Annotated in this window: 27 protein-coding genes; 15 read left to right on the plus strand and 12 right to left on the minus strand. The window is 52.6% G+C overall.

From position 1 onward, the window contains the following. The first annotated feature begins 5 nt into the window (after window positions 1–5). From OGY15_RS20320 to OGY15_RS20345, 6 genes are read left to right on the plus strand one after another with little or no spacing between them, the layout of a single operon-like run. Window positions 6–782, plus strand: coding sequence for a DUF4311 domain-containing protein (locus tag OGY15_RS20320; protein ID WP_151217421.1), 777 nt, complete (start codon window positions 6–8; stop codon window positions 780–782). Window positions 783–793: 11 nt separating this feature from the next. Beyond that, window positions 794–1,438, plus strand: a complete 645-nt coding sequence (locus tag OGY15_RS20325; protein WP_003830379.1) for a DUF4310 family protein — start codon at window positions 794–796, stop codon at window positions 1,436–1,438. 58 nt (window positions 1,439–1,496) lie between these two features. Further along, window positions 1,497–2,630 (plus strand): amidohydrolase/deacetylase family metallohydrolase, encoded by a 1,134-nt coding sequence (locus OGY15_RS20330; protein WP_210904370.1) that lies wholly within the window; start codon window positions 1,497–1,499, stop codon window positions 2,628–2,630. Then, window positions 2,614–3,732: a DgaE family pyridoxal phosphate-dependent ammonia lyase gene (locus tag OGY15_RS20335; RefSeq protein ID WP_151217425.1), complete on the plus strand. Its 1,119-nt coding sequence runs from the start codon at window positions 2,614–2,616 to the stop codon at window positions 3,730–3,732. Before OGY15_RS20330 ends, OGY15_RS20335 begins: the two co-directional genes overlap by 17 nt. After that, complete coding sequence (dagF, locus tag OGY15_RS20340; protein ID WP_151217427.1) at window positions 3,729–4,469, plus strand: 2-dehydro-3-deoxy-phosphogluconate aldolase; 741 nt, start codon at window positions 3,729–3,731, stop codon at window positions 4,467–4,469. The genes OGY15_RS20335 and dagF overlap by 4 nt, the downstream gene beginning before the upstream one ends. Window positions 4,470–4,490: 21 nt before the next feature. After that, on the plus strand, window positions 4,491–6,404 hold the full coding sequence (locus OGY15_RS20345) for a BglG family transcription antiterminator (protein WP_151224486.1): 1,914 nt from the start codon (window positions 4,491–4,493) through the stop codon (window positions 6,402–6,404). Between the two features lie 33 nt (window positions 6,405–6,437). Here OGY15_RS20345 and nrdG read toward each other — a convergent pair whose 3' ends face one another. The 5 genes from nrdG to treR form a co-directional block, all read right to left on the minus strand. After that, window positions 6,438–6,902 (minus strand): anaerobic ribonucleoside-triphosphate reductase-activating protein, encoded by a 465-nt coding sequence (gene nrdG, locus OGY15_RS20350; protein ID WP_151217431.1) that lies wholly within the window; start codon window positions 6,900–6,902, stop codon window positions 6,438–6,440. Between the two features lie 159 nt (window positions 6,903–7,061). Further along, window positions 7,062–9,200, minus strand: coding sequence for an anaerobic ribonucleoside-triphosphate reductase (nrdD, locus tag OGY15_RS20355; RefSeq protein ID WP_151217433.1), 2,139 nt, complete (start codon window positions 9,198–9,200; stop codon window positions 7,062–7,064). Window positions 9,201–9,608: 408 nt separating this feature from the next. After that, on the minus strand, window positions 9,609–11,261 hold the full coding sequence (treC, locus tag OGY15_RS20360) for an alpha,alpha-phosphotrehalase (protein ID WP_278238678.1): 1,653 nt from the start codon (window positions 11,259–11,261) through the stop codon (window positions 9,609–9,611). A 49-nt stretch (window positions 11,262–11,310) separates the two neighbouring features. Then, window positions 11,311–12,729, minus strand: coding sequence for a PTS trehalose transporter subunit IIBC (gene treB, locus OGY15_RS20365; RefSeq protein ID WP_005134195.1), 1,419 nt, complete (start codon window positions 12,727–12,729; stop codon window positions 11,311–11,313). Window positions 12,730–12,839: 110 nt separating this feature from the next. After that, entirely contained in the window at window positions 12,840–13,787 is a 948-nt protein-coding gene (treR, locus tag OGY15_RS20370; protein WP_151217438.1) for a trehalose operon repressor TreR, read from the minus strand. 191 nt (window positions 13,788–13,978) lie between these two features. Between treR and mgtL the strand changes: the two genes are divergently transcribed. The 8 genes from mgtL to OGY15_RS20405 all read left to right on the plus strand — a co-directional run bounded on the left by mgtL (window position 13,979) and on the right by OGY15_RS20405 (window position 21,769). Continuing rightward, a complete protein-coding gene (gene mgtL, locus OGY15_RS24730; protein WP_353622046.1) occupies window positions 13,979–14,032 on the plus strand; it encodes a mgtA regulatory leader peptide MgtL in 54 nt (17 codons plus the stop codon). A gap of 143 nt (window positions 14,033–14,175) precedes the next feature. Beyond that, on the plus strand, window positions 14,176–16,884 hold the full coding sequence (mgtA, locus tag OGY15_RS20375) for a magnesium-translocating P-type ATPase (protein ID WP_151217440.1): 2,709 nt from the start codon (window positions 14,176–14,178) through the stop codon (window positions 16,882–16,884). Between the two features lie 375 nt (window positions 16,885–17,259). Then, on the plus strand, window positions 17,260–18,237 hold the full coding sequence (locus tag OGY15_RS20380; protein ID WP_048212839.1) for a TRAP transporter substrate-binding protein: 978 nt from the start codon (window positions 17,260–17,262) through the stop codon (window positions 18,235–18,237). A gap of 62 nt (window positions 18,238–18,299) precedes the next feature. Then, complete coding sequence (locus OGY15_RS20385; RefSeq protein WP_151224490.1) at window positions 18,300–18,809, plus strand: TRAP transporter small permease; 510 nt, start codon at window positions 18,300–18,302, stop codon at window positions 18,807–18,809. A gap of 30 nt (window positions 18,810–18,839) precedes the next feature. Next, complete coding sequence (locus tag OGY15_RS20390; protein ID WP_003830349.1) at window positions 18,840–20,126, plus strand: TRAP transporter large permease; 1,287 nt, start codon at window positions 18,840–18,842, stop codon at window positions 20,124–20,126. A gap of 191 nt (window positions 20,127–20,317) precedes the next feature. Then, a complete protein-coding gene (locus tag OGY15_RS20395) occupies window positions 20,318–20,992 on the plus strand; it encodes a hypothetical protein (RefSeq protein WP_286540857.1) in 675 nt (224 codons plus the stop codon). Continuing rightward, window positions 20,985–21,404 (plus strand): hypothetical protein, encoded by a 420-nt coding sequence (locus tag OGY15_RS20400; RefSeq protein ID WP_286540859.1) that lies wholly within the window; start codon window positions 20,985–20,987, stop codon window positions 21,402–21,404. Before OGY15_RS20395 ends, OGY15_RS20400 begins: the two co-directional genes overlap by 8 nt. Next, a complete protein-coding gene (locus tag OGY15_RS20405) occupies window positions 21,401–21,769 on the plus strand; it encodes a hypothetical protein (protein WP_151217446.1) in 369 nt (122 codons plus the stop codon). Before OGY15_RS20400 ends, OGY15_RS20405 begins: the two co-directional genes overlap by 4 nt. Window positions 21,770–21,803: 34 nt before the next feature. Here the strand turns inward: OGY15_RS20405 and ridA are convergent, their stop codons facing one another. The 5 genes from ridA to pyrL all read right to left on the minus strand — a co-directional run bounded on the left by ridA (window position 21,804) and on the right by pyrL (window position 23,938). Further along, on the minus strand, window positions 21,804–22,190 hold the full coding sequence (gene ridA / locus OGY15_RS20410) for a 2-iminobutanoate/2-iminopropanoate deaminase (protein WP_000047544.1): 387 nt from the start codon (window positions 22,188–22,190) through the stop codon (window positions 21,804–21,806). Window positions 22,191–22,389: 199 nt separating this feature from the next. Beyond that, window positions 22,390–22,851 (minus strand): aspartate carbamoyltransferase regulatory subunit, encoded by a 462-nt coding sequence (pyrI, locus tag OGY15_RS20415; protein ID WP_003025816.1) that lies wholly within the window; start codon window positions 22,849–22,851, stop codon window positions 22,390–22,392. 13 nt (window positions 22,852–22,864) lie between these two features. Then, a complete protein-coding gene (gene pyrB / locus OGY15_RS20420) occupies window positions 22,865–23,800 on the minus strand; it encodes an aspartate carbamoyltransferase (RefSeq protein WP_151224491.1) in 936 nt (311 codons plus the stop codon). A gap of 2 nt (window positions 23,801–23,802) precedes the next feature. Further along, window positions 23,803–23,856 (minus strand): pyrBI operon leader peptide, encoded by a 54-nt coding sequence (locus OGY15_RS24735; protein ID WP_106875647.1) that lies wholly within the window; start codon window positions 23,854–23,856, stop codon window positions 23,803–23,805. Next, window positions 23,837–23,938: a pyr operon leader peptide gene (pyrL, locus tag OGY15_RS20425; RefSeq protein ID WP_003025819.1), complete on the minus strand. Its 102-nt coding sequence runs from the start codon at window positions 23,936–23,938 to the stop codon at window positions 23,837–23,839. The genes OGY15_RS24735 and pyrL overlap by 20 nt, the downstream gene beginning before the upstream one ends. On the opposite strand from pyrL, the gene OGY15_RS20430 reads away from it, so the two are divergent. Further along, complete coding sequence (locus tag OGY15_RS20430) at window positions 23,918–24,040, plus strand: hypothetical protein (protein WP_123268762.1); 123 nt, start codon at window positions 23,918–23,920, stop codon at window positions 24,038–24,040. The genes pyrL and OGY15_RS20430 overlap by 21 nt on opposite strands. Here the strand turns inward: OGY15_RS20430 and OGY15_RS20435 are convergent. Next, window positions 24,037–24,516: an arginine repressor gene (locus OGY15_RS20435; protein ID WP_151217448.1), complete on the minus strand. Its 480-nt coding sequence runs from the start codon at window positions 24,514–24,516 to the stop codon at window positions 24,037–24,039. The two genes, OGY15_RS20430 and OGY15_RS20435, sit on opposite strands and share 4 nt — an antisense overlap. Window positions 24,517–24,660: 144 nt before the next feature. Next, a complete protein-coding gene (locus OGY15_RS20440; protein WP_187253635.1) occupies window positions 24,661–26,064 on the minus strand; it encodes a YfcC family protein in 1,404 nt (467 codons plus the stop codon). Between the last annotated feature and the right edge of the window lie 2 nt (window positions 26,065–26,066).

Below are 26,066 nucleotides of genomic sequence, written 5' to 3' on the forward strand. Positions count from 1 at the left end.
TAAATATGTTCCTGATAATATTAATAAAATCGCTCATCATTGGTGGCCTGGTTGGCGTCGGTGTCGGCGCTGGGGCTGCACGCATGTTTCATGCGCCTACCACTCAAGGGATGGGCGCGTTTCGTACTCTGGGAGAACTGAATTCCTGTGAAGGGGATCCGGCTTCTCACTTCTCGTTCGGCCTGGGCTTCTTCTTTAACGCCTGGGCTTCTTCCGTTGCGGCGGGAGCGTTCACGCAGGACGTTGACCATCGCATCATCCCCAACTGGGGCGCCGCCGCGCTGATGGTTAAAAACCGCAACGTCGGCGAAACGCTGCACGATCCCAAACGCATGGCGATTGCCTGTGGCGTTATCGGGATGATTGTCGTGACCTTCCTGAACCTCACCGCGTCATCCGTACCGGAAGCGCTGCAAGTTACTGCCGTCAAGGTACTGGTGCCTGCGGCTAACCTGCTGGTTAACACCGTGATGCCAGTGATTTTCTGGCTGGCGGCGATCGATGCCGGTAAGAAATCAGGTTTCTGGGCCACCGTTTTTGGCGGCGCGGCGCAACTGATTATGGGCAACGCCGTCCCGGGTCTGGTCCTTGGTATTTTGATCGGTAAAGGCGTGGAAGAAAGCGGCTGGAACCACGTTACCAAAGTCATGATGGTGGCTATTGTTGCACTGTTTGTCCTGAGCGGCTTCTTCCGCGGCTTCGATATGAAGATGATCGAATCCTTCCATCTGACTGTGCCTGGCTGGTTGGAACTTATCCATAACTCACTCAGCGGCAAATAACGGAGGCCATCATGGAACAGAATAAAGGTTTTTGGTTCGCTGACTGGTCGTTCCCGATCTTCGTTGGCCTGCTCTCCTCTGGCGTATTTGCCGGAACGCACATGTACTACCTGTACGGTATCGGCGCATTTAACGAAGTCGCTTTTGTGGCGATGCTAAAGGCGGGAATGGACACCGGCTCTTACGGAGCGGTGGCGGCATTTGGCGCAAGCTTCCTGTTTGCCCGCATCATTGAAGGTTCGCTGGTGGGGATTCTGGATATCGGCGGCGCGATTCAGACCGGAGTCGGGTTAGGTGTTCCGGCGCTGTTGCTGGGCGCGGGCATTATCTTCCCGGTCGCCAACTTCGCCGCCTCTCTGGTCACCGGCCTGGTGATTGGCCTGGCGATTGGCTACATCATCATCCTGGCGCGTAAGTTCACCATCAATCAGAGCGATTCAACCTACGGGGCGGACGTCATGATGGGGGCCGGTAACGCCTCTGGCCGCTTCCTCGGGCCATTGATTATCCTCAGCGCGATGACCGCTTCTATCCCTATCGGCATCGGTTCGCTGGCAGGTGCGCTGCTGTTTTACCTGTGGCAAAAACCGATCACCGGCGGGGCGATCCTTGGGGCAATGATCCTCGGTTCAATCTTCCCGATTGCCATTAGCTAACTGTTGATTTGTAGGCCGGATAAGGCGGTTACGCCGCCATCCGGCAAAGGAGAGAGCGATGTTTGATTTACTCCTGCGCCGTGCGCGCCTCGTTGACGATACGGTGAGCGATATTGCGCTGAAAGACGGCAAAATTGCGGCGTTGGGCAACGTTGATGGCCCAGCGCTGAAAACCATTGAGCTCGGCGGCGAGTGCTACGTCAGCGCAGGCTGGATTGATTCCCACGTTCACTGTTACCCGAAATCCCCGATTTATCACGACCAGCCGGACAGCGTCGGTATTGCGACTGGCGTCACCACGGTCGTGGATGCGGGCAGTACCGGGGCGGATGATATCGACGATTTTTACACCTTGACCCGGGAAGCGACGACTGAAGTGTATGCGCTGCTGAACATCTCCCGTGTTGGGCTTATTGCCCAGAATGAGCTGGCTAACATGGCCAATATTGACGCCGATGCGGTGCGGCAGGCAGTGAAACGCTATCCTGATTTTATCGTCGGCCTGAAGGCACGCATGAGCAGCAGCGTGGTCGGTGAAAACGGCATCACCCCGCTGGATCGTGCCAAAGAGATGCAAAAAGAGAATGGCGACCTGCCGCTGATGGTGCACATCGGCAACAACCCGCCGAATCTCGATGAGATCGCCGAACGCCTGAGTGCGGGCGACATTATTACCCACTGCTACAACGGTAAGCCGAACCGCATTCTGACGCCGCAAGGCGAGCTGCGCGCATCTGTCACGCGGGCGCTGCAACGTGGAGTCCGTCTGGACGTTGGCCACGGCACCGCCAGCCTGAGCTTTGCGGTGGCAAAACGCGCTATCGGTCTTGGCATTTTGCCGCACACCATCAGCTCCGATATTTATTGCCGCAACCGTATCAGCGGTCCTGTGTATTCCCTGGCGAATGTGATGTCGAAATTTCTCGCCATTGGGATGTCGCTCCCGCAGGTCATCGAGTGCGTGACCGCCAATGCCGCTGACGGCCTGCGTCTGAAACAGAAAGGGCGACTGCAGGTTGGTCTGGATGCTGATTTGACCCTCTTTACGCTTAAGCGCCAGCCAACCGTGCTGGTAGATGCAGAAAACGACAGCCTGCAGGCTGAACAACTGCTGGTGCCGCTTGCCGCAATACGTGCGGGCAAGGGCTATATGACCGAACAAGGGAGCGCGGAACATGCCTTCGATTTTTGAGAAATACGATTTAAAACAGGTAATTAACACATCAGGCCGTATGACGGCACTTGGCGTCTCCACGCCGCGACCAGAAGTGGTTCAGGTCGCGATGGCGGGAATGAATCAGTACTTCGAAATGAAAGATCTGGTCAATAAAACCGGCGACTACATCGCGAAATTACTGGAAGTGGAAGGGGCGACAGTCGTTTCCTGCGCGTCGGCGGGAATCGCCCAGTCGGTGGCTGCGGTGCTGGTTAAAGATAGCGACTGGCTGCTGGAAAATCTGCACGTTACGCCCATCGAGAACAACGAAATCGTGCTGCCCAGAGGCCACAACGTCAACTTTGGCGCACCGGTAGGCACTATGGTGGCGCTCGGCGGCGGTAAGCTGGTGGAAGCGGGCTATGCCAATGAATGTTCCGCGGCACAGCTGGCGGCGGCCATTACGCCGCGCACGGCGGCGATTCTTTATATCAAATCTCACCACTGTGTACAGAAAAGTATGCTCAGCGTGGAGCAGGCCGCGGTGGTGGCGCGCACGCATAATCTGCCGCTGATTGTGGACGCAGCGGCGGAAGAAGATTTGCAGTGCTACTACCGCCTTGGTGCGGACCTGGTGATTTACAGCGGCGCAAAGGCGATTGAAGGGCCAACCAGCGGTCTGGTGATCGGCAAAACCCAGTACGTTGAGTGGGTGAAGCGCCAGACGGCGGGGATTGGCCGGGCGATGAAGGTGGGCAAAGAGGGTATTCTTGGCCTGACCTGCGCTATCGAACTGTATCTGAACGCGCAAAAAGAGAGTGGCGCGGAGATGGTCGAGAAAATGACGCCGTTCATTAATGCGCTGAATACCTTTAATGGCGTCAGTGCCCGCGTGGTGTGGGATGGCGCTGGGCGCGACATCGCCCGTACGGAAATTAAGTTTGACGAAGCGGTAACCGGTATCGCCACGGGCGAACTGGTTGAAGCCCTGAAACAAGGCGAGTACGCGATTTACTTCCGTGGTTACAAAGCCAACGAAGGCATTATCGAGGCCGATGTGCGCAGCGTCGATCGCGCGCAACTGGAAATTGTGGCCCGTCGAATTGGTGAAGTGATTTCACAGGAGAAAAACGCATGAAACTGACCCCTAACTTTTATCGCGACCGCGTCTGCCTGAACGTGCTGGCTGGCTCCAAAGAAAATGCGCGGGATATTTACGCGGCAGCGGAAGGACACGTGCTGGTCGGCGTGTTGTCAAAAAATTATCCGGATGTCGCAAGCGCGGTCGCGGATATGCGTGAATACGCAGCGCTTATCGACAATGCGCTCTCCGTGGGATTGGGGGCAGGCGACCCAAACCAGTCGGCGATGGTCAGTGAGATCTCTCGTCAGGTACAGCCGCAGCATGTTAATCAAGTCTTTACCGGTGTGGCAACCAGTCGTGCGCTGTTGGGCCAGCAGGAGACGGTAGTCAACGGTCTGGTCTCGCCAACGGGTACGCCGGGGATGGTGAAAATCTCCACCGGTCCGCTGAGCAGCCAGACATCGGACGGTATTGTACCGGTAGAAACCGCGATTGCGTTGCTCAAAGATATGGGTGGTAGCTCGATTAAATACTTCCCGATGGGCGGCCTGAAATGCCGTGATGAGTACATTGCCGTAGCGCAGGCCTGTGCCCGGCATGACTTCTGGCTGGAGCCTACCGGGGGTATCGATCTGGATAATTTCACTGAAATCCTGCAGATCGCTCTGGATGCCGGAGTGAGCAAAATCATTCCTCACATCTATAGTTCGATTATTGATAAGGTGAGTGGTAACACCCGCCCGGATGACGTGCGCCAGTTGATGGCGATGACCCGGGCTTGCGTAGGCTAACTGACAGATGAGGAGACTGACGTGCGATTCCCCAACCAACGTTTAGCGCAGCTGTTTGGCATGCTGCAAAACGAAGCGCTTCCACAGGACGAGCTGGCGCAGCGGTTGTCGGTTTCCACACGCACCGTACGAGCTGACATCACTGCGCTAAACGCGCTGCTCACCCAGTACGGCGCGCAGTTTGTCCTCAGCCGGGGCAACGGTTATCAGCTCAAAATTGACGATCCGGCAAGTTATCATACCCTGCAAACGCAGCAGCCTGATGGGTTGCTGCGCATCCCGCGAACCAGCCAGGAACGGATACACTGGCTGGTGGTTCGTTTTCTGACGTCGGCCTTCTCGCTAAAGCTTGAAGATTTGGCTGATGAATGGTTTATCAGCCGTGCGACGCTGCAAAACGATATGGCTGAGGTACGTGAACATCTGCAACGTTATCATCTCACGCTGGAAACGCGCCCCCGTCACGGCATGAAGCTGTTTGGCAGCGAGATGGCGATCCGCGCCTGTCTGACCGATCTGCTGTGGACGCTGGCGCAGCAGGATCCGCAGCACCCACTAGTGATGCAAGAGGCGCTGAATGCCGGGATCCCTGAGCAGCTACAGCCCGTTTTACAGGATATTTTTGCTCGTTTTCATATTCGCCTGACCGATGAGGGCGAGCTATTTTTGCGGTTGTACAGCGCAGTAGCGGTACGGCGGATTAGCGAAGGGTATCCATTGCCGGAGTTTGCCGCAGAAGAAACGGATCAATCGGTATGCCTTGCCGCGCGTGAGATTGCGGCGGTCCTGCACCGACTGGCAGACAAACCGCTTTCTGTTTTCGAAGAGAACTGGCTACAGGTGCACATCGCCGCCCGTCAGGTACAAGAGATCGCCCCCAGCGCCATCAATGCGGATGATGACGAAGCGCTGGTTAATTACATCCTGCGTTTTATCAACACGCAGTACAACTACAACCTGTTGAATGACAAACAGTTACATGCCGATCTGCTGACGCATATTAAGACGATGATCACCCGCGTACGTTACCAGATAATGATCCCCAATCCGCTGCTGGAAAATATTAAACAGCACTATCCTATGGCGTGGGATATGACGCTGGCCGCCGTCTCGGGATGGGGGAAATATACGCCATATGCCATCAGTGAAAATGAGATTGGCTTTCTGGTCCTGCATATTGGCGTTGGGTTGGAACGTAGTTACAACATCGGTTACCAGAGACAGCCGAAAGTTCTGCTGGTATGCGATGCCGGAAACGCGATGGCGCGGATGATTGAAGCGGTGCTGGCGCGTAAGTATCCGCAGATAGACATTGTCGATACCGTCACGCTGCGTGACTACGAACAGCGGGAAAGCATTAGCGAAGATTTTGTTATCTCTACCGCGCGGATCGGGGAAAAAGATAAGCCTGTAGCGATGATTGCGCCGTTCCCGACCGATTATCAACTGGAGCAAATTGGCAAACTGGTGCTGGTGGACAGAACTCGTCCGTGGATGCTGAATAAATTTTTCGATGCCGCCCATTTTCGTGTGATCGACGGTCCTATGGATCAACAAACGCTGTTCACCACGCTATGTCTGCAGTTGCAGAATGAAGGCTTTGTCGATGCAGAGTTTCTTGATTCGGTGGTTGAACGTGAGGCCATCGTCAGCACGATGCTGGGCGACGGCATCGCGTTGCCGCACGCCCTCGGTCTGCTGGCAAAGAAAACGGTGGTCTACACTATCCTCGCTCCGCAGGGTATTGCCTGGGGCGATGAAACGGCGCACGTGATCTTCCTCCTCGCCATCAGTAAAAGCGAGTACGAAGAAGCGATGGCGATCTACGATATTTTCGTCACCTTCCTGCGCGAGCGCGCCATGACGCGGCTCTGCGCATGTCAGAATTTCAGCGAGTTCAAAACCGTCGCCATGGAGTGCGTGAGCCGTTTTTGAGAGGTGGATAACAGAATGTTTACCGCCTGAAAATTAACGCAAACGATGTACGACCTGGTTGCTGCTGCCGCGCCAGATTAGCGCCGGGTCTTTGAGATCCAGCACGTATTTGCCATCGACCAGCACGTTGATGAGGTCGACAACCTGCATTTGCGCGGCGTTGAGTTCATCGAGCTTGTAGCCGGTCCACACCCAGATATCTTTCCCAGGGCACTCAGCGCGAATGCGCTGTACCAGTTTCAGGATATCCGGCACGTTTTGCGGATGCAGCGGATCGCCGCCTGAGAGCGAGATCCCCTGGCGCTTGATTCGCGTATCGTTCAGATCGGCAATGATCTTGTCTTCCATCTCTTTGCTAAACGGCTGGCCGGAATTGAGCCGCCAGGTGCTTTTGTTATAGCAACCGGGACATTCATGCACGCACCCTGATACAAACAGGGTGCAGCGGGTTCCTGGGCCGTTAACGATGTCGACGGGGTAATATTGGTGAAAGTTCATTTTCGCTTCTCAATTGACGCCATTACTGCGTTGTCTGCGCTCGCTCACCCGGGTCACTTACTTATGTAAACTCCCCGGGATTCACTTGCTTGCCGCCTTGTCCTGGCGCCAATTGCTTTGCGAAAAGCGTCGCATCGCCAGGCAATAATACTGCCGAAATTAACCTATCTGCCCATTACCTAAATGCTTAACGCGGCGCTTCACTTCTTCCTGCTTACCGGCGTTAAACGGACGGGCGTCCGGGCTGCCTAAATAACCGCAGACGCGGCGGGTGACCGACACGCGCGCGGCGTCGTGGTTACCACATTTCGGGCAGGTGAAGCCTTTGCTGGTGCATTCGAACTCACCGGTAAAGCCGCACTCGTAGCATTCATCGATTGGCGTGTTGGTGCCGTAATAGGGCACGTGCTGATAGCTGTAATCCCAGACATCTTCCAGCGCTTTCAGGTTGTGCTGAATATTCGGGTATTCGCCGTAGCAAATGAAGCCTCCACTCGCCAGCGGCGGATACGGCGCTTCGAAATCGATCTTGTCGTACGGGTTAACCTTCTTCTCCACGTCGAGGTGGAAGCTGTTGGTGTAGTAACCTTTGTCGGTGACGCCCGGCACCACGCCAAACTCGGCGGTATCCAGACGGCAGAAACGATCGCACAGGTTTTCGCTCGGCGTGCTGTACAGGCTGAAGCCGTAGCCGGTCTCGTTTTTCCACTGATCAACGGCCTTACGCAGACGTTCCACAATGGCGATACCCTTGGCGCGCAGCTCCTCGCTGTCGTACAGATGTTTGTCACCAAACAGTGCGTTAATGGTTTCGTGAATACCGATGTAACCCAGCGAGATAGACGCGCGGCCATTTTTAAAGATTTCTGACACGTCATCGTCCGCTTTCAGACGCACGCCGCAGGCCCCTTCCATATACAGAATTGGCGCCACGCGAGCTTTCACGCCTTCCAGACGCGCAATGCGGGTCATCAGCGCTTTACGCGCCAGCACCAGGCGATCGTCAAGCAGTTTCCAGAAGGTGGCTTCATCACCGTGTGCTTCCAGCGCGATACGCGGCAGGTTGAGGCTGATAACGCCGAGGTTGTTACGCCCGTCGTGAATCTGTTCGCCGTTCTCATTTTCCCACACGCCGAGGAAGCTGCGACAGCCCATCGGTGTTTTGAACGAACCGGTCACTTTCACTACCTGATCGTAGTTCAGGATATCCGGATACATGCGCTTGCTTGCGCACTCCAGCGCAAGCTGTTTGATGTCGTAGTTCGGATCGCCAAACTTATGGTTCAGACCGTCACGAATCGCGAACACCAGTTTCGGGAACACCGCGGTTTTGCGATTTTTACCGAGGCCCGCAATGCGATTACGCAGAATAGATTGCTGGATCAAACGTGATTCCCAGCTGGTTCCCAGACCAAAACCAAAAGTGACGAACGGCGTCTGGCCGTTGGCGGTATGCAAGGTGTTCACTTCATACTCAAGGGACTGGAATGCGTCGTAGCACTCTTTCTCGGTACGAGAATGTGCATAGCCGTCGGCATCCGGGATCTGCCACTCTTCAGCGGTTTTACGATGCTTATTAAAGCTCTCGGTAACGAACGGCGCGAGGACTTCATCAATACGGTTAATGGTGGTGCCGCCATAAATGTGGCTGGCAACCTGCGCGATAATTTGCGCGGTCACGGCGGTCGCGGTAGAGATAGATTTTGGCGGCTCAATCTCCGCGTTACCCATCTTAAAGCCCTGCGTCAGCATGCCTTTGAGGTCGATCAGCATGCAGTTGAACATCGGGAAGAACGGCGAGTAATCGAGGTCGTGATAGTGAATATCACCACGCTCGTGCGCCTGAACCACATCGCGCGGCAGCAGGTGCTGACGTGCATAGTGTTTGGCAACGATACCGGCCAGCAGGTCGCGCTGGGTTGGGATCACTTTACTGTCTTTGTTGGCGTTTTCATTCAGCAGTGCGGAGTTGGTTTGCTCAACCAGACCACGAATTTCCTGGTTCAGACGGCCACGTTTTTCACGCTGGATATCACGGTCGTGGCGATATTCGATGTACGCGCGGGCGAGTTGTTTGTACGGGCCAGACATCAGCTGGTTTTCTACCGCTGTCTGGATCTCGTTGATATCGACCTTGCTGCGCTCATTCATCTGGCTACTAACGACTTCTGCGACGGTGGCACAGTAATCTGCGTCATCGACTCCCGCTGCTTTAGCTGCACGCAGAATGGCTTCTTTGATGCGCTCTGATTTAAACGGCACTTTACAGCCATCTCGTTTCATCACATGCGGTGTCATGATCACTCCATATTTATAAGAACAGGTTATCCACAGAGGTTGGGGAAGCGGACATGGCTTTATTCATCTCTATTGCCAATGACTTCCCGCAATCCTGACCCACTTTATCCACAATTTCTCCGTTAAACGGTGCATTGTAGTTGTAGCAATTGTAGTCGATTAATACAACATGTTGGGTCGGCGTGCATTTTAAGTTCTATATGTAGTGATTTGCATCAAGGATGTTTACGATTTATTTGATGTAGCGCAAAGTAAAAATCGGAGCGTACAGATGACGGGCAGTACAGCGATTGTAAATTGTAGGCAGAAAATTCTGATTAATTATTCAACAAAAACAGTAGGGTAAACGTAGTGTCAGCAGTGAAGCCCGGCAACACTACATGAACCGGGCCTGACGCCAATTGCAAGCTATTTTTGCAACCACCAGACGGCCTCAAAAGGACGCAGTGTCATGTCCCCAGGTTGGCTGGCGACCTCGGCATAGTTGTGCATCAGCACCTGCCAGTTTCCATCGGTCTGGGCTGGCTGCCAGCTCTGAAAGGTATCGCTCAGATTGGCAATGACCAGCAGCCGCTGCCCTTGCCACTCGCGTTGGTAACACCACAGATGCGGGCTGTCCGGTAACAGATCCTGATAGTCGCCCCAGGTAATAACTGGCTCCGCTTTGCGCAATGCGATCAGCTTCTGATAGGTGTAGAACACTGAGTCGGCATTGCTCAGCGCTGCCGCCACGTTGATCTCCACCGCGTTGTCACAAAGATTGATCCATGGCTCGCCCTCGGTAAAGCCCGCGTGTTGGCTGGCATCCCACTGCATCGGCGTGCGGCTGTTATCGCGGGATTTACTGGCGAGGATCGCCAGCAATTCGTCGGCATCTCGCCCCTGACCGTTCAGTTCGGCAAACATGTTATGGCTTTCTACATCGCGATAATCGGTAATCTGGCGGAAGTGCGGGTTGGTCATGCCGATCTCTTCACCCTGATAGATATAGGGCGTGCCCTGCATGCCATGCAGCACCATCGCCAGCATTTTAGCTGCTGGGACACGGTATTTACCTTCATCGCCAAAACGCGACACGATGCGTGGCTGGTCGTGGTTACACCAGAACAATGCGTTCCACGCTTGATTATGCATGCCCTGTTGCCAGTGGCGGAACAGAGTTTTCAGCGCCACATAGTCGGGTTTGGCTAACGTCCACTTCTCACCATTGGGGTAATCCACTTTCAGGTGGTGAAAGTTAAAGGTCATCGACAGTTCACTGCCATCGAGCGCGGCGTACTGCTGGCAGTTTTCCAGTGTGGTGGAAGACATCTCGCCCACCGTCATCAGGCCGCGTGGCGTGAAGACGTCGCGGTTCATCTCGCGTAAAAACGCATGCGCGCGCGGGCCATCGGTATAAAAACGCCGCCCATCGCCGTCGGGATCATTCGGGAAGTCCTGATCTTTAGAGATAAGATTCACCACGTCGAGTCGCAAGCCGTCCACGCCGCGATCGGCCCAGAACTCACAGACTTTTTTTAGCTCGGCGCGGACCGCCGGGTTCTCCCAGTTCAGGTCTGCCTGCTCCGGAGCGAAGAGGTGCAGATAATACTGCTCGCTTGCGGCGTGCCAGCCCCAGGCGCTACCGCCAAATTTGGAGCGCCAGTTATTCGGCGGGCTGTCTGGCGTGCCGTCGCGCCAGAGATAAAACTGACGATACGGGCTGTCTTTATCCAGCGCTTCGCGAAACCAGGCGTGCTGGGTTGAGGTGTGGTTAAACACCATATCGAGAATAATACGGATGCCGCGCGCTTTCGCCTGTGCCACCAGTTCGTCAAAGTCTTCCAGCGTACCGTAGGCCGGATCGACAGACAGGTAATCCGCGACGTCGTAGCCGTTATCAACCTGCGGTGAAACATAGAACGGCGTCAGCCAGATGGCATCAACGCCCAGTTTTTGTAGATAGTCGAGACGCTGCGTCACGCCGCGTAAATCGCCGGTGCCGCTGCCGGTGGTATCCTGAAAACTCTTGGGGTAAACCTGATAGATAACGCCGTTTTGCCACCAGTGGGGAATAGTCATGGTTGTTTCCTGGAAATACGTTGGGGCGCAACTGCGCCCCGAAGAAAAGTTAGATAATTTGTAATGTGCCCAGACGATATTTTCTCTGGTAAACAAATGAGGTCAGTACCATCGGGATAACAATCGCAATGGCCATCGCCATACCAAATACCTGCCAGTAAGTCGGCTGGATGGAGAGGATGCCCGGCAAACCGCCGACACCAATCCCGTTTGCCAACACACCGTTCAGGCCGCACAGCAGTCCGGCGAGACCGGAGCCGATCATCGCGCACAGCATCGGGAAACGGTATTTCAGGTTGATGCCGTACATTGCCGGTTCAGTGACCCCGAGATAAGCGGAGATGGCAGCAGGGACTGAGATTTCACGTTCATTGTGTTTGCGACTGGAGATAATGATGCCCACCACCGCAGAGGCCTGAGCGATATTCGACAGTGCGATCAGCGGCCATACCGGTGTGCCACCCATGCTCTGAATCATCTGCATGTCGATGGCTAGCGTGGTCTGATGCACGCCGGTGATCACCAACGGGGCGTACAGGAAGCCGAACAACGCCGCGCCGATCGGGGCAAAGCTGCCGGTCAGCAGATGACGGACCGCAAACGCGACACCGTCGCCGATCATGCGACCAAACGGACCGATGAAGGCATGCGCGAGAAACACTGCAAGGATCAGCGAGCACACCGGGACGATCACCAGATACAGATAATCTGGCACGATGCGTTTCATGCGCGTTTCAATAAACCCGAGCGCCAGACCGGCCAGCAACGCTGGAATAACCTGTGCCTGGTAACCCACTTTCTCAATACTGAACAGGCCGAAGTTCCACACTTCCGGCACCTGCTGACCGAGCAAATAGGCGTTCATCAGCTGCGGTGAAACCAGGGTTACGCCCAGCACAATACCGAGGATTGGCGTACCGCCCATTTTCTTCACTGCCGACCAGCAGATCCCGACTGGCAGATAGAAGAAGATTGCTTCGCCAATCAGCCACAGGAAGTCGTAAAGAGTTTTCAGCGAAGGATGCATCTGTGCCAGCGTCTGGCCGTTGCTCATGGGCAGATCGCCGATCACGTTACGAAAACCTAAGATCAAGCCGCCGCTAATCAGCGCGGGCAGCAGCGGGAAGAAGATCTCCGCAAAATGAGAAATCAGCTGTTCGTGCCATTTCATATTCTGCCGCGCCGCTTTTTTCGCCTGCTCTTTGTCGGCGCTGGCTTGTCCGGTAGTCGCCAACAGCGCTTTGTAGTAATCGCCCACCTCGGTGCCAATCACCACCTGAAACTGTCCGGCGTTGGTGAAGCAGCCTTTGACCATCGGTAACTGTTCGATCTCTTTCGGCCTGGCGTTAGCAGGCTGATTCAGCACAAAACGCAGGCGAGTAATGCAGTGACTCACCGTGGCGATATTGTCGCGCCCGCCTACCAGCTCAATCAGCCGGTCGATGTCTGCTTGTTTAATTTTGCTCATTATTAAGCCCTATTGTTGACCTGCCGCCAGAGTATATCGTTGATGAAAATTTAAAAATGGGAACGTTCCCGGAACACAGCGAAGATCACAAATTGACGCTCAGAAAGCAATCAGGAGAGGCTGGAGGGAATAACGATTTGTCGTGGTTCGCTACGGCCGTTGATCTGCTCGATCAGCTGTGAGGCCGCTTGTCGTCCGGCTTCGGCGTATCCTGGATCGACGGTGATAATTTCCGGATGGAGGAATTTCATCAGCGGCGTGCTGCCCACGCTTGCCAATTGCAGGTTCTCAATTCGCTGCTCCTGCAGGTATTTGCTGACCCCAAGGGCGAGGGTGTCTGTCGCGCAGACTAATGCGGTGGTTTCCGGGGTGATAACACTGGCGGCCTGCTCATAACCCTGCTTCATGGCCAGACCCGGCAGCGCGGCGACGGGGTGTAATTTATGTTTCTTACAGAATGCCAGATAGGCTTCATGGCGGCGCTTCCCGGTGGTCACGTCGCTATGGGGAACGCCAAGAAAGCTGATCTGGCGATGCTCGCGATCGTACAGACGTTGCATCAGGGTAAGAATAGCGCCCTCATCGTCATAGCAGACGGAGGCAATGCCTTTGGCATCTCTTGCCAGCAGCACCAGCGAATCTTGCCAGGTGGCGAGCATGGATTCAGTAATACCGGTAAAACCAAACAGCACCACGCCGTCAATATTACGGCGTCTGAGCATACCCAGATGTTCCTCTACCAGCTCAGGCGAGAACTGACTTTCCATCATGATCGGGTCATAACCCTGCTCATAAAAGGCGGGCAGCATGGTTTGGACGGCGAGATTTTCCGAAAGCGAGTCCAGACGCGTGACGATAATCGCCACCACTTTGTCACTTTGTCCGCGCATGGCGCGTGCGGAGCGGGAAGGAGAGAATCCGTGCTGATTCATCACGGCTTCAACGCGTTCGCGGGTGCGTTCGCTCACGCCGCTTTCGTTGTTGAGAACGCGGGAAACGGTTGATTTTCCCACGCCGCTTAAGCGGGCGATGTCTTTAATTGTCAGCCGGTTTTGCATCCTGTTTTCCCGTGTTGCGTGCGAAGTTATGCCAAAGAAAGAATAACTTTACTCACGCGCAGTGCAATGGGCAAAGTCTGGTATACGTTTGGTTTAGTTTCCATGGTTTATCATACCGCCATAATTGCCACAAACCTTATGGTTTTCTGCGTATAATCCGCGGCGCAAATCATTCACTTACCGGAGGCTATATGGATCCCGATCCCACCCCTCTCCCTAAATGGAGAAACAACCCTTTCCGGTAAGCTTGTCTTTCACTGTCTTACCGGAACAGTAAGACAGTGACGTTCTGACGTCCCTGTTACGATTATTAGATTGCCATCAGGCAAGGATTTGCCACGCCTGAAGGATTTACTGCCCTGTTTATACGGGGGCAGAGGGACTGCCTATGTTCAAAAATATTACTCGCCAGCTGTTTGCCCGGCTAAACCGACATTTACCGTATCGTTTGGTGCATCGCGATCCGCTACCCAATGCGCAGACCGTTGCCAGCACGCCGATCCCGCCTTCGCTGAGCGAACATTGCCTGAAAATGGCGCTGATGGACGAAGAAGCGTTGTGGAAAACGTTCGGCACGCACCCGGAAGGGTTGAACGCTGCAGAAGTGGAAAACGCTCGCGAGTTACATGGCGAGAACCAGCTACCGGCGCAGAAGCCGTCGCCATGGTGGGTACATCTGTGGGTCTGCTACCGCAACCCGTTTAATATTCTGCTGACTATCCTCGGTGCGATTTCCTATGCCACCGAGGATCTGTTTGCTGCGGGCGTCATCGCGCTGATGGTTATCATCTCCACGCTGCTGAATTTTGTGCAGGAAGCGCGTTCCACCAAAGCGGCGGATGCGTTGAAAGCAATGGTCAGTAACACCGCGACGGTGCTACGCGTCATCAACGAGAAAGGGGAGAACGGCTGGGTTGAACTGCCGATCGACCAGCTGGTTCCTGGTGATATTATCAAACTGGCAGCAGGGGATATGATCCCAGCCGATCTGCGTGTGGTGCAGGCTCGTGATCTGTTTGTGGCACAGGCTTCGCTGACCGGCGAATCGCTGCCGGTGGAGAAAGTCGCCACCAGCCGCGACCCGCAGCAAAGCAACCCGCTGGAATGCGATACCCTGTGCTTTATGGGCACTAACGTGGTGAGCGGTACGGCGCAGGCCGTCGTGATTGCGACCGGAGCTAATACCTGGTTCGGGCAACTGGCGGGCCGCGTCAGCGAGCAAGAAAGCGAGCAGAATGCCTTCCAGAAAGGGATCAGCCGCGTCAGTATGCTGCTGATCCGCTTTATGCTGGTGATGGCGCCGATTGTGCTGATCATCAACGGTTATACCAAAGGCGATTGGTGGGAAGCGGCGCTGTTTGCGCTGTCTGTGGCGGTGGGACTGACCCCAGAGATGTTGCCGATGATCGTCACCTCAACGCTGGCACGCGGGGCGGTGAAGCTGTCAAAACAAAAGGTCATCGTCAAACACCTCGACGCCATCCAGAATTTTGGTGCGATGGATATTCTGTGTACCGATAAAACCGGCACGCTGACGCAAGATAAAATTGTGCTGGAGAATCATACCGATATCTCCGGCAAGCCCAGTGAACACGTCCTGCATTCTGCGTGGCTGAACAGCCATTACCAGACCGGGCTGAAGAATCTGCTGGATACGGCGGTGCTGGAAGGCGTGGACGAAGAATCCGCCCGCCGTCTCTCTACCCGCTGGCAAAAAATCGACGAGATCCCGTTTGATTTCGAACGCCGCCGCATGTCGGTGGTGGTCGCTGAAGAAACCGATGTACATCAACTGGTGTGTAAAGGCGCGCTGCAGGAGATCCTTAGCGTCTGCACCCAGGTACGCCACAATGGTGAGATTGTTCCGTTAGACGACAACATGCTGCGTCGGGTGAAACGCGTCACGGACACGCTGAACCGTCAGGGGCTGCGCGTAGTGGCGGTGGCAACGAAGTATCTGCCCGCGCGTGAGGGCGATTACCAGCGTATTGATGAATCCGATCTGATCCTCGAAGGCTATATCGCGTTCCTCGATCCGCCGAAAGAGACCACCGCACCGGCGCTTAAAGCGCTGAAAGCCAGCGGTATTACGGTGAAAATCCTCACCGGCGATAGCGAGCTGGTGGCGGCGAAAGTGTGTCATGAAGTGGGACTGGATGCGGGCGATGTGGTGATTGGCAGCAGCATTGAAGGGTTAAGCGATGACGAACTGGCAAAACTGGCCCAGCGCACCACGCTGTTTGCCCGCCTGACGCCAATGCACAAAGAGCGCATTGTTACGCTGCTCAAGCGTGAAGGTCATGTGGTCGGCTTTATGGGGGATGGCATTAACGACGCTCCGGCGCTGCGCGCGGCGGACATCGGTATCTCTGTTGATGGCGCGGTCGATATTGCGCGTGAAGCGGCAGATATTATCCTGCTGGAAAAGAGCCTGATGGTGCTGGAAGAAGGGGTGATCGAAGGACGCCGTACCTTTTCTAACATGTTGAAGTACATCAAAATGACCGCCAGTTCTAACTTCGGTAACGTATTTAGTGTGCTGGTGGCGAGTGCCTTTTTACCGTTCCTGCCAATGTTGCCGCTGCACTTACTGATTCAGAACCTGCTGTACGATGTATCCCAGGTGGCGATTCCGTTTGATAACGTTGACGAAGAGCAGATCAAAAAGCCACAGCGCTGGAATCCCGCCGATCTGGGCCGCTTTATGCTCTTCTTTGGGCCGATCAGCTCCATTTTCGACATTCTGACATTTTGCCTGATGTGGTTCGTCTTCCATGCGAATACGCCAGAACATCAGACGTTGTTCCAGTCGGGCTGGTTCGTGGTGGGGCTGCTGTCGCAAACGCTGATTGTGCATATGATCCGTACCCGTCGCGTGCCGTTTATCCAAAGCCGCGCCGCATGGCCGCTGATGCTGATGACGCTGGTGGTGATGGTGGTGGGTATTGCATTGCCATTCTCGCCGCTGGCCAGCTACCTGCAATTGCAGGCGCTGCCGCTGAGCTACTTCCCGTGGCTGATTGCGATTCTGGCGGGTTACATGACATTGACCCAATTAGTGAAAGGTTTTTATAGCCGCCGCTACGGCTGGCAGTAATCCTCAACATCTCTGCAGGATGGTGTTAATACCATCCTGCATTTCACTTTTTCATTCGAAAGATATTCTCCCGAAATATTGGTGTTTTATTTTTATTGAAATGCTAACGCGGGTTGTTAGTATCAAATCGCCATCCTTGCGTTGTTTATTTATCAATAAAACGATCTGCATTGCAAAAATGAAACAGTGTGCTAAAAATTTTAAGTGTCTGCGATTTTTTGTGAACGTAGTCATCGAAATAAATTGTTACACCAGTTAGTCTGCGCAGGTAACGTCGGTAAGAAAGTTTCTCGCTGCCCGTTTTTAATTCCGGCAGTCATTTGCTCTGCAAGCTATTCCTGTTAATGGATATTATGAACTTCTGGAGAAGGACAAATGAAACTGACAAAAAACCTGTTAAGTCTGTGTATTGGCGCGTCTGTATTACTGGCGAGTCATGCAACGCTGGCACAAACCTTTCGCGCCGCAGATGTGCATCCGGCTGATTACCCGAACGTTGTTGCCGTGAAACATATGGGGGAAAAACTTAGCGCTGCCACCGACGGTCGTTTGGAGATTAAAACCTTTCCCGGTGGCGTGTTAGGCGACGAAAAGCAGATGATTGAGCAGGCGCAATTAGGTGCTATCGATATTATTCGTGTCTCAATGACGCCAGTCGCCGCTATTCTCCCTGAAATTAACGTGTTTACCCTGCCATATATTTTCCGTGATGAAGACCATCTGCATAAGGTTCTCGACGGCATGATTGGTCAGGAGATTGGCGACCGCCTGACGGCCAACACCAAATCGCGGCTGGTGTTCCTCGGCTGGATGGATGCCGGAACGCGCAACCTGATCACCAAAAATCCGGTGGTGAAACCGGAAGATTTACACGGTATGAAAATCCGTGTTCAAGGGAGTCCGATAGCGCTGGATACCCTGAAAGCGATGGGCGCTAATTCCGTTGTCATGGGCGTCAGCGAAGTATTTAGCGGTATGCAGACCGGCGTTATTGATGGCACGGAAAATAACCCGCCAACGTTTGTTGCGCATAACTATTTGCCGGTCGTGAAAAACTATACCTGGAGCAAACACTTTATTATTCCTGAGCTTTTTCTGTTCTCGAAAGCCAAATGGGATAAGTTGAAAAAAGAAGACCAGGACCTCATTATTAAACTCGCCAAAGAAGCACAGGTAGAGCAACGAAAACTTTGGCAGGATTATAATGCGAAATCGCTGGAGACCATGAAAGCCAATGGCGTTCAGTTCCACGATATTGATACGGACTATTTCTATAAAGCCACGCAGTCAGTGCGGGATAATTACGGTAAAGACCACCAGGATTTGATCAAACGAATTCAGGATGTGAAGTAATTCATCAGGTGGAGGATATCAACCCTCTGCCTGAATCTTTTGATTAATTCGAGGTGATGATTATGGGTGAATGCTATTCATCGGTAATGGATTTTCTTTATCGGGTGTCAATGTGGATTGCCGGTATCGCATTATTGGTCATGGTCGCCATTATCCCCATTGGTATATTCGCGCGTTATGTTCTGAATAACGCCCTGTCATGGCCTGAACCCGTCGCTATTCTGTGTATGGTGACATTCACCTTTATTGGCGCGGCGGTGAGCTATCGTGCAGGCTCGCATATTGCGGTAAGTATGGTGATTGACCGTCTGGGTGAGGCTTCCCGCCGTTATTGCTCGGTAATCGCTGACGTTATGTTAGTGGCGATAAGCCTTTTTATCCTCTGCTACGGAACCAATCTCTGTCTTGAACTGTGGGGCCAGCCCGTGGCCGAATTCCCGCTTTTAAGCGCCGGGCAAAACTACCTTCCATTACCGATTGGCTCTGCCATAACGCTGCTGTTTATCGCAGAAAAGATTTTCCGTGGTCCGCAGTACCAACGTCCTGTTGTCATGCTGGGATCGACCAGCTAGTTACCGCCCCCATTTCAGAAAGGAAAGCAGATGGATGCATTTATTCTCGTCTTTACGCTCGGCATTATGCTGGCAATTGGGGTACCGGTAGCGTATGCGGTTGGCATTAGCGCCATCATTGGGGCCTGGTACATAGATATTCCGCTGGAAGCGGTAATGATCCAACTGACCAGCGGGGTGAATAAGTTTTCGCTGCTGGCGATCCCATTCTTTATTCTGGCTGGGGCTATTATGGCCGAAGGGGGAATTGCGCGGCGACTGGTGAACTTTGCCTATATTTTTGTTGGCTTTATTCGCGGCGGACTGTCGCTGGTAAACATTGTGGCATCAACCTTTTTTGGCGCTATTTCTGGATCGTCTGTAGCTGATACCGCATCCATTGGTTCGGTAATGATCCCGGAAATGGATAAAAAAGGTTATCCGCGCGACTTTGCCGCGGCGGTAACGGCCAGTGGTTCGGTGCAGGCGATTCTTACGCCGCCCAGCCATAACTCGGTTATCTATTCGCTGGCTACAGGCGGCACGGTGTCGATTGCCGCACTGTTCATCGCCGGGATCCTGCCGGGCCTGCTGTTAAGCCTCAGCCTGATGGTGATGTGCGTGGCTTTTGCGCACAAGCGCGGTTATCCAAAAGGGGAACGCGTACCGTTTCGCCAGGCGCTGAAGATTTTCGTCGATACGCTGTGGGGCTTGATGACGGTTGTGATCATCATGGGCGGCATTTTGTCAGGTATCTTTACCGCGACGGAGTCTGCGGCGATAGCCTGTCTTTGGGCCTTCTTTGTCACCATGTTTATCTATCGTGACTATAAATGGTCTGAGCTGCCGAAGCTGATGTTCCGCACGGTGAAAACGGTCACCATCGTGATGATCCTGATAGGCTTTGCCGCCGCGTTTGGGGCCGTCATGACCTATATGCAGTTGCCGATGCGTATCACCGAAGCCTTCACCAGTATTTCGGACAACAAATACGTCATTCTGATGTGCATTAACATCATGCTGCTGCTGATCGGTACGCTGATGGACATGGCGCCGCTGATCCTGATTTTGACGCCGGTTCTGCTGCCAGTGACCAACGCGCTCGGCATTGATCCGGTCCATTTTGGCATGATCATGCTGGTGAACTTAGGGATTGGCCTGATTACGCCGCCGGTGGGTTCGGTGCTGTTTGTGGCCAGTGCGGTGAGTAAGCAGAAAATAGAGCAGGTCGTAAAGGCGATGCTGCCATTCTACCTCGTGCTATTCCTGGTGCTGATGCTCGTGACATACATTCCGGCGATTTCGCTATTCCTGCCGAAACTGTTTGGTGTAATGTGATAAATGCCCGGTGGCGCTCACGCTTACCGGGCCAACCTAAATTCACTCCGGGCTTCCATGCCCGTTTTTTTGTCTTTCGCCCAATACAGCTAAATATTTTCTGAATTATGGCATTGCCAGTGTCTTCCAACAGAATACGCCAGATTATAAATGTTAACATCTTGTCATGTTAATTATTCTTAGGCGGTATTATGAACGGTTATATATTGGGGAGAGATGATCCTGAATATAGTATTGATGTTGGAAGTGGTGAATGGTGCAGTGCGGGGAATTTTTCAGATCAATTTTATTATTATAAATATTACCTGGAACAGTTGATTGATGGGAGCTTATATTTAAAGTATCGCTATCCTTTTGCTCGAGAAAATTTACTGCATTATTTGCAAAATACGGGTGAAGACATACATATTAACTTAACTGATATGATGGGAAAATCAGCCCAGTTAAATGATAATTATGTGCAATTATTGGATGCAGCAAAGAGTTTTTGTAAAACATTATCGCCAGGCCAGCATGAGTTTACTTCTGAGCATGTTAATACTGATGATTTTATTTCTAGCGATCCAGACTTGTTTTATGCTATAGGAGGTTATCAATACTGGGGCAAAGGTCAGGTGCAAATTACCGAAGATAAGTATAAAAATACGATGAGCAATGGTAGTAGATTATGTAGTTATGATTTGACATTTCAGTTTAAGTTTTTTGACAGGTATAACTGGAATATTAGTGTCGCAAATTCTGGCGTTCGTTTAGGTAGTATCGTTCCGGTGAATGATACTTTTATGGGGAGGTTTCATCAGGAGTGTCTGGCCAGAGAGTACAATATTTTTGGTGCCATTGAGTCAGAGGTAAAATGGCATGACTGAGCATAGCACTCTATTTTACATGGAAAAAATACTTACTTTCGCTTTAGTTTGTGCCTTTTGTTATATGCTGTATATTATTTCGGTTTGCTGGTTACCTGTGCGTGAAAGTCACTATCTTCTGGTTGTACAATGGTGCCGTAACGATGATTCAAATACCCACTATGCAAAGAATTTATCCTGGCATGGTTTATATGTTTATTTGGAGAAATCGTCTGGGGATATTATTGTAAGGGAAATGAACACTCCTCTACACGATCCATTTCAGTCTTACCGGTACGTTTACCGTAAAATTGCACATGAAAATGATATATCCTTGGTCGCAGAGAAATGGGGGCTAATTAAGTGTCAGGAAAAAAATAAAGCGCTCATTGGTTCATCTGGTTATTCTTTTTTATGGAGACATCACCAATGAACACTTTTATAAGACGAGCTACTATAAAAACATTTTGTTTACTAATTATAATGTTTATCTGTATTTTTTCTATTAATTCAGTTGAAAGATATAACAATATTGTTAGTTTTAAAATTCACAATAAGATAGTTTATACATTGGAAAAGATGAAAAATGATAATGATGATGATCTCAAAATTAATGTTTATAGTTCAAGGTTGTACTGGGTTTTAGGACAAACCTGTTTCTCAGAGAATATAGAATCACAGCAAAAAGGGGAAATGGAATTATATAATTGGGGAGTGGGGATAATCGAAAATGAAACCATCACCTTAAAGAATAATGGAAGAGAATTGATTTTTTCAGTTATAGGCTGCAATACTTAAGGAACCCTGCCAGAGCAGGGCTCTCTAATAAGATTTAGCGACGAACGGCGATCGCTTCAATCTCGATTTTCACGTCTTTCGGCAGACGGGCAACTTCCACGCAAGAACGCGCCGGGAAGGTCGCGTTGTGCTCGGTGAAGAACGCTTCGTAGGTGGCGTTGACGGTAGCGAAATCGTTCAGGTCTTTAACGAAGACGGTCGTTTTTACGATGTCGCCCACTTTCAGACCAGCTGCTTCAACGATAGCTTTTACGTTTTCCAGCGACTGACGTGCCTGAGCGGACACGTCTTCCGCTACGGCACCGGTTTTCGGATCGACCGGGATCTGACCGGAAGTGATTACCATGCTACCCAGGTCAACGCCCTGAACGTATGGGCCGATTGCTGCTGGTGCATTTTCCGTCGCGATAGTCTTGCTCATGATTTCTCCTGAATTACAGCGGTAGTAGAATGTTCCCGCCCATTATACACGTCATCCTTCACACTGCCTCTTCGTTGGCTACGTCCTCTTACCCTGGTCACATAGTTTACTATGCTCCCAGTGATAATCGGACTTGCCGCCTCGATGCATTGCGAATGCTTATGTGTAACGGGAGCCGGGATCTCATAACCAACCCCAATTAGTTGGCCAGCACCACATAATGCGAAAACTCTTTTTCACAGTATTTGCATTTGAGTGCGATATCATCAGCGCGTTTTTTCACTGCAAAACTGGAAGAAACTGGCTCAGCATGGCTGATGCAGTTGCTGTTCGGGCACACCAGTACGTTGTCGATGCGCTCCGGCAGGCTAGGGCGTGATTTACCCACCACGTCGTAATCATCAATGCGGTTTACCGTTGCCTGCGGAGCGTATAGGGAGAGCTGGTTGACCTGCTCGTCGGTCAGGAACGTATTTTCGATTTTAATCAGGTCTTTACGGCCCATCTCACCAGACGGCAGGTTCAGTCCGATGGTGATGCGCTGATCGGTTTCAGTCAGTTTGAACAGCGTCAGTAGCTTAAAACCAACCTGTGCGGGAATGTGGTCAATCACGGTGCCACGTTTGATGGCTTCAACCTGCAGTTTGTTATCGTGTGTCATCTCTTTTTCTCCCTTACAGTGCCAGTTCGCTATTCAGTACCAGTGCCAGTAACGCCTGGCGGGCGAAGATGCCGTTGCCAGCCTGCTGGAAATACCAGGCGTGCGGCGTCTTGTCGACGTCGGTGGTGATTTCATCGATGCGCGGCAGCGGATGCAGCACCTTCATGTTCTCTCTGGCTCCCGCCAGATCGCTGGCACGCAGAACAAACTGTGCTTTTACGTTGGCGTATTCGGATGGGTCCAGACGCTCTTTCTGCACGCGGGTCATGTAGAGAATGTCGACCTCCGCCATCACTTCTTCAATCGTGCCGTGCAGGCTCCAGGCAATACCTTTTTCATTCAGCATATCCAGAATGTACTGCGGCATCGCCAGCGCGTCCGGGGCGATGAAGTAGAAACGGTTACCTTCGAACTTCGCCAGCGCCTGCGTCAGGGAGTGGACGGTACGGCCATATTTCAGGTCACCCACCATGGCGATGTGCAGATTGTCCAGGCGACCCTGCGTTTCCTGAATGGTAAACAGATCCAGCAGCGTTTGGGTCGGGTGTTGGTTGGAGCCGTCGCCCGCGTTAAGAACCGGAACGTTACCAGAGAATTCTGTTGCCAGACGCGCGGCACCTTCCTGTGGATGACGCATCACGATGGCGTCGACGTAGGTGCTGATGACGGAAATGGTGTCGGCCAGCGTTTCGCCTTTTTTACCCAGCGAGGTGTTGGCACTGTCAGAGAAACCCACCACGCTGGCACCCAGGCGGTGCATCGATGTTTCAAAGGATAAACGGGTGCGGGTCGACGCCTCAAAGAAACAGCTGGCGATGACCTTATGCTTTAACAGCTCCGGCTGTGGGTTCGCTTTTAATTTCGCCGCCGTTGCGAGGACCAGATTGAGGTCATCGCGGCTGAGGTCGTTTATGGAAATGATGTGTTTTTGATAGAGCGGGTTAGCCATGTTTATCTCCTGACGCCTGGGCAAAAAAAAAGCCCCTCAATTGAGGGGCTCGGAATGGGTGATCAACGGAAAGAAAAACGGCAGGCCAGCGTCCTTTTTCAGACGCGGTAAGACAAAATGTCGTACACACTGAACCATACATCCTCCCGGCAAATTGTCCGCGATTATACTCAGCTCCGTTATGGGATCAAGCGAAAAATGCACAATTTATTCATCGCAAACGGTTCTTATGAATTTTAATTCATTTTAAATAGATAATTAATCTGTTTGTGAACCAGGGCTGTTCGCTGTACAACCCGCGGTGCGACCCAGACAATACTGCTACCGGCAATGACGCCGAGAATTTCTGGCAACGCGTGATAATCGAGGATTCTGGCAACGGCACGGCCATAGCCTGCCGCCGTGTGGATGAGGATAAATTCGCTATTGTGTTCCACGCTGACCACCATTTCAGCAATCGAGCGGGCAGCATCAGGAGCGGGTCGCGATTGCGGATTTACAGAATAAATTTTTTGCCCTTTTGTATTTCTTATTTTTATCGCACCCAGCAGTTTTAGCAGACGAGATACCGTTGACTGGCTAATCCCGGTAAAACCATGCTGTTGTAGATCGCGGCGAAGCGCTTCCTGGGACAGGTAGCTTTTTTCGCTAATCAGGCGCTGACAAATCGCCAGCTGTTTCTGCTCTTTGGTCGAGTAATCATCGAGTTCTTTCATAAAAACACCCTAAATTTATCATTTGTATCAATGTGATGGCGAAATTCACCACATTTGCAGTATCAATAACGGCTCAAACGGGCGGTTGTGCAGAAAAACGAGAGCACGCACAAAAAAGCCGTCGGGATCCGACGGCCAAAACGGCTACAGCATCGCGCCGATACTCAGGACGACCATGTTCAGCACCGTCAGAACCAGCAGCAGCGGGGCGACCCATTTCAGGTAGCGCACATAAGGAACGCGAGCGATGGCCAACCCTCCCATCACGACGGCTGAAGTAGGGGTGATCAGATTCACAATGCCGGAAGCGGATTGGTACGCGGTGACGACCAAATCCCTTTGCACATGGGCGAAGTCGGCCAGTGGGGCCATAATGGGCATCGTGAGCACCGCCAGGCCAGACGAGGAAGGGACCAGGAAGGAGAGCAACACTTCCAGCCAGTAGGTCACATTGATAAAAATGGTGGTGGACAGACCGGAGACTAAATTTTCGGCGCTGTGCAGAATGGTGTGGGTAATCATACCGTTATCCATCACCACGACGATACCGCGCGCAATGCCGATAATCAGCGCCACGCCGAGCAGATCCCGCGCGCCGTCAATGAATGTGCTGGTGAAGCCCTCTTCACTCATACGGGCAATCACACCGACGATAATCGCTGAGGCCAGAAAGACTGCGGATATTTCTGCCATCCACCATCCGAGTACCGCGACGCCATAAATCATTACCGCAAAGGCGGCGGCGAATATCAGCAGGATCCACTTACGCGTAGCCGTGAATTCAAGGTTAGCATTGCCGCGATTACCGAGAAAATGGGCGCGGTTTTCCTCCATTTTATCCGCCACAATCGACAACTCCGGGTGATTACGGACTTTGCGCGCATAACGCATGACCCACACCACGCAGATAACATAGCCGATGACCAGCAGCAGAATGCGCATCAGCATTCCCTGCGTGAAAGGGATCCCGGCGGCGTTTGCGGCGATGACCGTCGCAAAAGGGTTGATGGTCGAACCGAGCGTGCCGATGCCTGCGCCGAGTAGCACGGTCGCAGCAGCAACCAGTGGATCAAAGCGCGCGGCCATCATGACCGGAACCAGCAATGTGTAGAATGGGAGTGATTCCTCCGCCATGCCGTAAATCGTGCCTCCGGCGGCGAAAAGCCCCATCAGAATGGGGATCATCCACTCTTCTTTTCCGTTCAGCCTGACCGTCACGCGTTCGATGCCGGCATCAATGGCGCCCGTTTTGTTTACCACGCCGAGAAACCCACCGATGATCAGGACAAACAGCGCAACATCAATTGCGCCTGCGGTGTAGGTTTCGTGGTTATAAAGCCCGTCAATCGGTGCCAGCAGGACAGCGGTTATGCCTTGCGGATGCGCCTCTGTAGGGGCATAGGTACCGGCAACCGGCACTTCTTTGCCGAGGGTAGCATTCATCGCCATCTGGTATTTCCCTGCCGGGACAATCCAGGTCATAACGGCGACGAGCGCAATAAGAATAAACAGGATGGTATACGCGCTGGGAAATTTGAATTTGCCCATGA

This window comes from Citrobacter sp. Cu231 (assembly GCF_030332265.1).
Classification (GTDB): domain Bacteria; phylum Pseudomonadota; class Gammaproteobacteria; order Enterobacterales; family Enterobacteriaceae; genus Citrobacter; species Citrobacter meridianamericanus.